Source organism: Streptomyces erythrochromogenes (assembly GCF_040684695.1).
GTDB classification, from domain to species: domain Bacteria; phylum Actinomycetota; class Actinomycetes; order Streptomycetales; family Streptomycetaceae; genus Streptomyces; species Streptomyces erythrochromogenes_C.
The window spans coordinates 314,358-322,401 of sequence record NZ_JBFBGM010000005.1 but is presented as its reverse complement, the minus strand read 5'-3'; the positions used below and the strand labels follow the sequence as shown (position 1 = coordinate 322,401).

At 72.2% G+C, this 8,044-nt stretch carries 5 protein-coding genes; 4 read left to right on the top strand and 1 reads right to left on the bottom strand.

Going from position 1 to position 8,044, the window contains the following annotated elements; translation table 11 throughout:
* Window positions 1–154 precede the first annotated feature (154 nt).
* Window positions 155–3,301 (bottom strand): isoleucine--tRNA ligase, encoded by a 3,147-nt coding sequence (gene ileS / locus AB0O53_RS11910; protein ID WP_350996352.1) that lies wholly within the window; start codon window positions 3,299–3,301, stop codon window positions 155–157.
* 598 nt (window positions 3,302–3,899) lie between these two features.
* Between ileS and AB0O53_RS11905 the strand changes: the two genes are divergently transcribed.
* The 4 genes from AB0O53_RS11905 to AB0O53_RS11890 all read left to right on the top strand — a co-directional run bounded on the left by AB0O53_RS11905 (window position 3,900) and on the right by AB0O53_RS11890 (window position 8,039).
* Complete coding sequence (locus AB0O53_RS11905; RefSeq protein ID WP_350996347.1) at window positions 3,900–4,667, top strand: TraR/DksA family transcriptional regulator; 768 nt, start codon at window positions 3,900–3,902, stop codon at window positions 4,665–4,667.
* Window positions 4,668–4,763: 96 nt separating this feature from the next.
* Window positions 4,764–5,324, top strand: coding sequence for a signal peptidase II (lspA, locus tag AB0O53_RS11900; RefSeq protein WP_030965020.1), 561 nt, complete (start codon window positions 4,764–4,766; stop codon window positions 5,322–5,324).
* 53 nt (window positions 5,325–5,377) lie between these two features.
* The gene (locus AB0O53_RS11895) at window positions 5,378–6,319 is read left to right on the top strand and encodes an RluA family pseudouridine synthase (protein WP_350996343.1); all 942 of its coding nucleotides are present in this window, start codon (window positions 5,378–5,380) and stop codon (window positions 6,317–6,319) included.
* 127 nt (window positions 6,320–6,446) lie between these two features.
* A complete protein-coding gene (locus AB0O53_RS11890; RefSeq protein WP_350996340.1) occupies window positions 6,447–8,039 on the top strand; it encodes a Na+/H+ antiporter in 1,593 nt (530 codons plus the stop codon).
* Window positions 8,040–8,044: the final 5 nt, after the last annotated feature.

The window sequence follows — 8,044 nt, the reverse complement described above, 5'->3', positions numbered from 1 at the left end:
CCACACCCAGCCCCGCCGGCGCTTGAGGCGCGGCCACCGGGTCGCACCCGGACAAACAGGGGCAGCGCCCGGCCAGGGCAAGGGCGGCCACCGGGCCGGGGACGCGAACGGCCCGCCCCCCCGGGTGGGGAAGGGCGGGCCGGTCTGCCTCGGGTTACGCCTTGCGGAGGCGGAACGTGAGGGACAGGGACTCGTCCGTGAAGGGGTCGCCGTAGGCGGCGTCGGCTTCGCCGGCCGCGAAGTCGGTGGCGAGCACCTCGTCCGCGATGAGGCCCGCGTGGTCCGTCAGGGCCGTCACGACCTCCGGGTCCGCGGAGGACCACCGCAGGGCGATGCGGTCCGCCACGTCCAGGCCGGAGTTCTTCCGGGCCTCCTGGATCAGCCGGATCGCGTCACGGGCCAGGCCCGCCAGCCGCAGCTCGGGGGTGATCTCCAGGTCCAGGGCCACCGTCGCGCCCGAGTCGGACGCCACCGACCAGCCCTCGCGCGGGGTCTCGGTGATGATGACCTCCTCGGGGGTGAGGGCGACCTGCTCCCCGTTCACCTCCACCGTGGCCTCCCCGGAGCGCAGGGCCAGGGACAGGGCCGCCGCGTCGGCCGCGGCCACGGCCTTGGCGACGTCCTGGACGCCCTTGCCGAAGCGCTTGCCGAGCGCGCGGAAGTTCGCCTTCGCCGTGGTGTCCACCAGGGACCCGCCGACCTCCGAGAGGGAGGCCAGGGAGGAGACGTTCAGCTCCTCCGTGATCTGGGCCTGGAGCTCGGGGGAGAGCGCGTCGAAGCCCGTCGCGCCGACCAGCGCCCGCGACAGCGGCTGGCGGGTCTTCACGCCCGACTCCGCACGCGTGGCGCGGCCCAGCTCGACCAGGCGGCGCACCAGCTGCATCTGCTGGGACAGGGTCGGGTCGATCGCCGTCGTGTCGGCGACCGGCCAGGTGGAGAGGTGCACCGACTCCGGGGCGTCCGGGGTGACCGGGACCACCATGTCCTGCCAGACCCGCTCCGTGATGAACGGGGTCAGCGGCGCGAGGAGGCGGGTGACCGTCTCCACCACGTCGTGCAGGGTGCGCAGCGCGGCCGCGTCGCCCTGCCAGAAGCGGCGGCGCGAGCGGCGGACGTACCAGTTGGACAGGTCGTCGACGAAGGCGGACAGCAGCTTGCCGGCCCGCTGGGTGTCGTAGGACTCCATCGCCTCCGTGACCTCGGAGACGAGCGCGTGGAGCTCCGAGAGGAGCCAGCGGTCCAGGACCGTGCGGTCCGCCGGGGCCGGGTCGGCCGCCGAGGGCGCCCAGTTCGACGTACGGGCGTACAGGGCCTGGAAGGCGACCGTGTTCCAGTACGTGAGGAGGGTCTTGCGGACGACCTCCTGGATCGTGCCGTGGCCCACGCGCCGCGCCGCCCACGGGGAGCCGCCGGCCGCCATGAACCAGCGGACCGCGTCCGCGCCGTGCTGGTCCATGAGCGGGATCGGCTGGAGGATGTTGCCCAGGTGCTTGGACATCTTGCGGCCGTCCTCGGCGAGGATGTGGCCGAGGCAGACCACGTTCTCGTAGGACGACTTGTCGAAGACGAGGGTGCCGACCGCCATCAGCGTGTAGAACCAGCCGCGGGTCTGGTCGATGGCCTCCGAGATGAACTGCGCCGGGTAGCGCTTCTCGAAGATCTCCTTGTTCTTGTACGGGTAGCCCCACTGCGCGAACGGCATCGAGCCCGAGTCGTACCAGGCGTCGATGACCTCCGGCACGCGGACCGCTTCGAGGGAGCAGCCCTCGTGCGTGCAGGTGAAGGTGACGTCGTCGATGTACGGGCGGTGCGGGTCCAGGTTCGAGTGGTCCTGGCCGGACAGCTCGGACAGCTCGGCGCGGGAGCCGACGCAGGTGAGGTGGTTCTCCTCGCAGCGCCAGATCGGCAGCGGGGTGCCCCAGTAGCGGTTGCGGGACAGCGCCCAGTCGATGTTGTTGTTGAGCCAGTCGCCGAAGCGGCCCTGCTTGACGGAGTCCGGGAACCAGTTGGTCTTCTCGTTCTCCCGCAGCATCGCGTCCTTGACGGCGGTGGTGCGGATGTACCAGGACGGCTGCGCGTAGTAGAGCAGGGCCGTGTGGCAGCGCCAGCAGTGCGGGTAGCTGTGCTCGTAGGCGATGTGCTTGAAGAGCCGGCCGCGCGCGTCGAGGTCGGCGGTCAGCTTCTCGTCGGCCTTCTTGAAGAAGACGCCGCCGACCAGCGGGACCTCCTCCTCGAAGGTGCCGTCGGGGCGGACCGGGTTCACGACGGGCAGGCCGTACGAGCGGCAGACCGCGAGGTCGTCGGCGCCGAAGGCGGGGGACTGGTGGACCAGACCGGTGCCGTCCTCGGTCGTGACGTACTCGGCGTTCACGACGTAGTGGGCCGGGGCCGGGAACTCGATCAGCTCGAAGGGGCGCTCGTAGGTCCAGCGCTCCATCTCCTTGCCGGTGAAGGACTCGCCGGTGGCCTCCCAGCCCTCGCCGAGGGCCTTCTCCAGCAGCGGCTGGGCGACGACCAGCTTCTCCTCGCCATTCGTGGCGACGACGTAGCTGACCTCGGGGTGCGCGGCGACCGCCGTGTTGGACACCAGGGTCCACGGGGTGGTCGTCCAGACCAGCAGGGCCGCCTCGCCCGCGAGCGGGCCGGAGGTGAGGGGGAAGCGGACGTAGACGGAGGGGTCGACGACCGTCTCGTAGCCCTGGGCCAGCTCGTGGTCGGAGAGGCCGGTGCCGCAGCGGGGGCACCAGGGGGCGACGCGGTGGTCCTGGGTGAGCAGGCCCTTGTTGAAGATCTCCTTCAGCGACCACCACACGGACTCCACGTACTCGGGGTCCATGGTCCGGTAGGCGTCGTCCAGGTCGACCCAGTAGCCCATGCGGGTCGTGAGCTCGGTGAACGCGTCGGTGTGGCGGGTCACGGACTCGCGGCACTTGGCGTTGAACTCGGCGATGCCGTACGCCTCGATGTCCTGCTTGCCGTTGAAGCCCAGCTCCTTCTCGACGGCGAGCTCGACGGGCAGGCCGTGGCAGTCCCAGCCGGCCTTGCGGGCCACGTGGTAGCCGCGCATCGTGCGGAAGCGGGGGAAGACGTCCTTGAAGACGCGGGCCTCGATGTGGTGCGCGCCGGGCATGCCGTTCGCGGTGGGCGGGCCCTCGTAGAAGACCCACTCGGGGCGGCCCTCGGACTGCTCCAGGGTCTTGGCGAAGGTCTTGCTCTCGCGCCAGAAGTCGAGGACCGCGTGCTCGAGGGCAGGCAGGTCGACCTGGGCGGGTACCGGGCGGTACTGCGGCGGTGTGGTCATGAGGCTGAACTCTTCCTCCGGCGGGGTGTCACTTCCGTCCGGAGGGACGAGAGCCGACTGCTGCTCCCGCGGTACCACCCTCCTTGGCCGCCGGACGGATCCGGTGGCCCCCTCATTGGGGTGCGAAGCCGGTTCTACTCGCCCTGCGGGGGACCCGCGGCTTTCTTCCGGCGGCTCAGGGGTGATCCTTCACGTCGCGCTCGCCCCCGGGCTCTCACCGTCCCCGGGTCGCTCCTGGCTGCGTCCGACGCTACTCGTCCCCGTCCATGCCTTTCGCTGGGGCCAGTGTACGGGTGCGGGGGGTGCTCGGCAGACCGGTTTACGGGGGCCCGCGCGGGCCCCCGGCCACGGCGTGGCGGGGGGCGGCCGGCGGGACCGGGACGGGGCCCGGAGTGCGCCCGACGGTGACCCGAACGGGCCATCGGGCGGCCGCGGCGCCGGGTGGGGCGCAAGGGGCGGATTACCGGGCCCCCGGATGGGCACAACGGATGCAGGTTGACCTCGACGGATGCGTGCCCCGTTGCCGCGGGGGCGGAGCCGATTTATCGTTCCGGCACGATTCGCGAGCAATATCACAGTACGTGAAGGGGCCGCGGCCATGGTGGCGAAGAAGACAGCGGTCTCCGGGGACCCGGCTCCCGCCGAGAAGGCGACGGCGGCCCGTGAAACGGCCGCCGAGAAGGCTCCGGCGAAGAAGGCAGCGACCAAGAAGGCAGCGACCAAGAAGGCAGCGGCGAAGAAGACGGCCGCGGCCGGGAAGGCGACCGCGGCCGGGAAGAAGACGACCGCCGTCGACAAGCGGACGGTCACGGCCAAGAAGGCCGCGGCCGAGGGGGCGGCGCACGCCGCGAAGAAGACTGGAGTCCGGAACGTGGTTGCCAAGAAGAGCACCGGCGCGGCGCGGAAGACGGCCGCGGCCGCCACGAGCGGGCTCCCCAAGACCCGGGTCACGGCGGCGGCCGCCGCCCCCGGTGAGCTCGCCGTACGGCCGGGGGAGGACCCCTGGACGCCCAAGGAGGTCGAGGAGGCCCGCGCGGAGCTGGTGTCGGAGGTGCTGCGGCTGCGCGCCGAGCTCGACGCCTCCGAGGTGGCCATCTCCGGCCTGATGCGGGACTCGGGCGACGGCGCCGGCGACGACCAGGCCGACACGGGCACCAAGAACATCACGCGGGAGTCGGAGCTCGCGCTCGCGGCCAACGCCAGCTCGATGCTGGAGCAGACCGAGCGGGCCCTGGAACGCCTGGAGGCGGGCACGTACGGGCTCTGCGAGAACTGCGGGCAGCCCATCGGCAAGGCCAGGATGCAGGCCTTCCCGCGGGCCACGCTGTGCGTGGACTGCAAGCAGAAGCAGGAGCGGCGGCACTAGGCAGGAGGCGGGGCGGGCGCTCTGCGGGGGCCCTGACGTACCCTCGTCTGGTCAGGGTCCAGGAGAAGCCTGGGTCGGCTAGTTCGAGGGACTCACGTGGCAGAGGCGGAGCGCATCATCGGTACGCCGGAGGTCGGGGACGACGCCCAGCCGGAGTCGGCCGCGCCCAAGGGGCGCCGTCGGATCGCGGCTCTGCTCGTCGTGGCGGTGCTCGCCTACCTGCTGGACCTCGGCACCAAGATGCTGGTCGTGGCGAAGCTGGAGCACCAGCCGCCGATCGAGATCATCGGTGACCTGCTGAAGTTCGAGGCGGTGCGCAACCCGGGCGCCGCCTTCGGGTTCGGCGAGGCCTTCACCATCATCTTCACCGGCATCGCCGCGGCCGTGATCGTGGTGATCGTCCGGCTGGCCCGCAAGCTCTACAGCCTGCCCTGGGCGATCGCCCTCGGCCTGCTGCTGGGCGGTGCGCTGGGCAACCTGACCGACCGGATCTTCCGCTCGCCGGGCGTGTTCCGCGGGGCCGTCGTCGACTTCATCGCACCGGCCCACTTCGCCGTCTTCAACATCGCCGACTCGGCCATCGTGTGCGGCGGCATCCTCATCGTGCTGCTGTCGTTCAAGGGCCTGGACCCGGACGGCACCGTCCACAAGGACTGATCGAAGCGCCGAGCGCGGGACGGCCCGTCCGCCCCGTCCGGCATACTCGACGGGTGAGTACGATTCCCGAGATCCGCACCCTGCCCGTTCCCGATGGCCTCGAAGGCGAGCGCGTCGACGCCGCGATCGCCCGCATGTTCGGTTTTTCCCGGACCAAGGCGGCCGAGCTGGCGGCCGAGGGGAAGGTGTCGGTCGACGGCAGCGTCGTCGGGAAGTCCGAGCGCGTGCACGGCGGCGCCTGGCTCGAGGTCGAGATGCCCGCGCCCCCGCGGCCGGTCGAGGTCGTGGCCGAGCCGGTCCCGGGCATGGAGATCGTCCACGACGACGACGACATCGTCGTCATCATGAAGCCGGTCGGCGTCGCCGCCCACCCGAGCCCCGGCTGGACCGGCACCACCGTCATCGGCGGCCTCGCCGCCGCGGGCTACCGCATCTCCACCTCCGGCGCGTCCGAGCGCCAGGGCATCGTGCACCGCCTCGACGTCGGCACGTCCGGCCTGATGGCCGTCGCCAAGTCGGAGCGCGCGTACACCTCGCTGAAGAACCAGTTCCGCGAGCGGGTCGTGGACAAGCGCTACCACGCGCTGGTGCAGGGCCACCCGGACCCGATGAGCGGCACGATCGACGCCCCGATCGGCCGCCACCCGAGCGCGGACTACAAGTGGGCGGTGACCCAGGACGGCAAGGCCTCCGTCACCCACTACGACCTGATCGAGGCCTTCCGCGCCGCCTCGCTGCTGGACATCAAGCTGGAGACGGGGCGTACGCACCAGATCCGCGTGCACATGTCCGCCCACCGCCACCCCTGCGTCGGCGACCTGACCTACGGCGCCGACCCGACCGTCGCGAAGCGGCTCGGCCTCACCCGCCAGTGGCTGCACGCGGTCCGGCTGGGCTTCGAGCACCCGGCGGACGGGCAGTGGGTGGAGTTCGAGAGCGGCTACCCGGCGGACCTCCAGCACGCCCTCGACGTGATCCGCGCCGAGAGCGAGTAGCAGCCTCCGGCCCGTGGCCCGCGGCCCGCGGCCCGTGGCCCGGGCCTGCGGACGCGAGCCCGACACGCGGCCACGGCCGCGGCCCTGACCGCCGCGGCCCGGCGCGGGGGACTGGCAGGGTGGGGGAGTGGATCAGCTTGCTCTGCTGTTCGTGCTCCTGCTCGGGGCCGTGGTCATGGTGCCCCTCGGGGACCGGCTGGGGCTGCCCGCGCCCGTCCTGATGACCCTCGGGGGTGTCGTCCTCGCGCTGGTCCCGGCCGTGCCGGAGGTCGAGGTCCGGCCCGAGTTCATCCTGCCGCTGGTGCTGCCGCCCCTGCTGTACGCGTCCGTGCAGCGGACCTCGTGGCGCCAGTTCGCGGCCAACGTGCGGCCCATCCTGCTGCTGGCCGTGGCCCTGGTGTTCGTCACGACCGCCGCCGTGGCCGCCGTCGCCTACTCGGTCGTGCCCACGCTGCCGATCGCCGCCGCCGTCGCGCTGGGTGCGCTCGTCGCCCCGCCCGACCCGGTCGCGGCCACCGCCGTCGCCGGATCGCTCGGGCTGCCCCGCCGCATGGTCTCGATCCTGGAGGGCGAGGGGCTCTTCAACGACGTGACCGCGATCGTGCTGTACCACGTGGCGATCGCGGCGGCCGTCAGCGGCAGCTTCTCCTGGCCCGACGCGCTCGGGGAGTTCGTGCTGTCCGCCGTCGTCGCCGTGGCCGTGGGCCTGGCCCTCGGGTGGACGACCAACCGGCTCATGGGCCGGCTCGGCGACGCCACCCTCCAGATCGGGCTGACCCTGCTCGTGCCCTTCGTCTCGTACACGGTCGCCGAGGAGCTGCACGGGTCCGGGGTGCTGGCCGTGCTGACGACGGCCCTGTTCCTCGCCGAGTACGCCTCCGACGCCGACGACGTGCTGGGGCGGCTGGCCGGGCACACCTTCTGGGAGGTCGTGGACACGCTGGTCACCGGCGTGGCCTTCGGGCTGATCGGGCTGGAGCTGCACAACGTCTTCGGGACGGCGCAGGACCGCGTGTGGGAGATGGCCGGATGGGCGGCGGTCGTCGTCGCCGTGGTCGTCGGCGTACGGCTGGCATGGCTGCTGCCGGCGGGCTGGCTCGCGCAGAAGCTGCACCAGCGGCGCGACTACGACGAGGAGATCCCGCTGAGCTGGCGGGAGAGCGTGGTGATGTGGTGGGCCGGGATGCGCGGGGTGGCTTCGGTCGCCCTGGCCCTGGCCATTCCCCTGGAGACGGACTCCGGCGAGCCCTTCCCGGCGCGCGACGAGATCATCTTCATCGCCTTCGCGGTGATCATGGTGACCCTGGTGTGCCAGGGGCTGACCCTGCCCTGGCTGGTGCGGCGCCTCGGCGTGGAGGAGGACACCGACGCCCGGCGGGACGCCGAGCGGCAGCTGGCGGTCCGCGCGGCCAAGGCCGCGAAGCGGCGGCTGAAGGAGATCGAGGAGGTCGAGGAGCTACCGGAGGACCTGGTCGAGCAGCTGTACCGGCGCGCGTACGACGTGGGGGCCAGGATCAGCCCCGACATGGTGGACGAGGAACGCCGCGAGGCGTACGCGCAGCGGGTGCAGCGGCTCCACGACGTCCAGCGGATCCAGCGGGAGATGATGTCGGCCGCCCGGCACGAGGTGCTGGCCGCCCGCAGCGAACCCGGCTCCGACCCGGAGGTCGTCGACCGGGTGCTGCGCCACCTCGACGTACGCAGCCTGCGCGCGCCCTAGCGGTG

What these genes read in the sequence shown, in the direction of transcription:
- AB0O53_RS11905 (WP_350996347.1), top strand. Translation starts at nt 3,900, where the DNA reads ATGGTGGCGAAGAAGACAGCGGTCTCCGGGGACCCGGCTCCCGCCGAG.
- ileS (WP_350996352.1), bottom strand. Translation starts at nt 3,301, where the DNA reads ATGACCACACCGCCGCAGTACCGCCCGGTACCCGCCCAGGTCGACCTG.